This window comes from Aerococcus sp. L_32 (assembly GCF_050689315.1).
The window spans coordinates 1-671 of the sequence record NZ_JBOEQF010001011.1; the positions used below are offsets into that span (position 1 = coordinate 1).

A 671-nucleotide genomic window follows, 5' to 3' on the forward strand; every position below is an offset into this window, starting at 1 on the left:
GTCATTTGTTGCTGATCCACCAATCCCTAAGATAATTTCTTCTATCCCTTGATCAATACAAGCTAGAATAAGTTGACCTGTACCATAGGTTGTTGTTACTAAAGGATTCTTCGTTTGGTCATTCACGTACCCAATACCAGACGCTTCAGCCATCTCAATGACACCCGTTTTGCCGTCACCTAAAATACCATAGGTTGCAGTAACCGGCGTCCCTAAAGGTCCAACAACTTCTAATTGATGAAGGTTTCCTTCTGTTGCGTCAACTAAGGATTGAACTGTCCCTTCTCCACCATCTGCCATAGGTAATGATACAATTTCTGCATCCGGTAGAACGCGTTTAATCCCTGTGCTAATTGCTTCACTTGCCTGTAATGCTGTTAAACTGCCCTTATACGAGTCAGGGGCTACTAGTATTTTCTTGTTCATACCTTCTTCTCCTTTTTATCCTTGATTATAAAATGCCGTAAATAATAGTGGCGACTGTAGCGATTGATAGACCAATAATTGATTCATAGCCAATACACTTCATTCTATCCGCAAACGACATATCCACTGCATCTGCAGATACATGGAAATAAGTCCCATGTGGTAAATGATCGATCACTACTGCACCAGTATGAACCATAATAGCAGCATTGAGTGGTGCAATACCTGTTTGCAAGATAGCAGGT

The 671-nt window shown here is 41.3% G+C and carries 1 protein-coding gene and 1 pseudogene; both read right to left on the reverse strand.

Annotated features, from left to right (window positions below):
* A partial coding sequence (locus ACRCJ0_RS17910; protein WP_431391490.1) for a glycerate kinase occupies nucleotides 1-426 on the reverse strand: 426 nt, incomplete at its 3' end.
* Nucleotides 427-451: 25 nt separating this feature from the next.
* Nucleotides 452-671 (reverse strand): annotated as a pseudogene (locus ACRCJ0_RS17915) (GntP family permease); the annotation flags it as partial.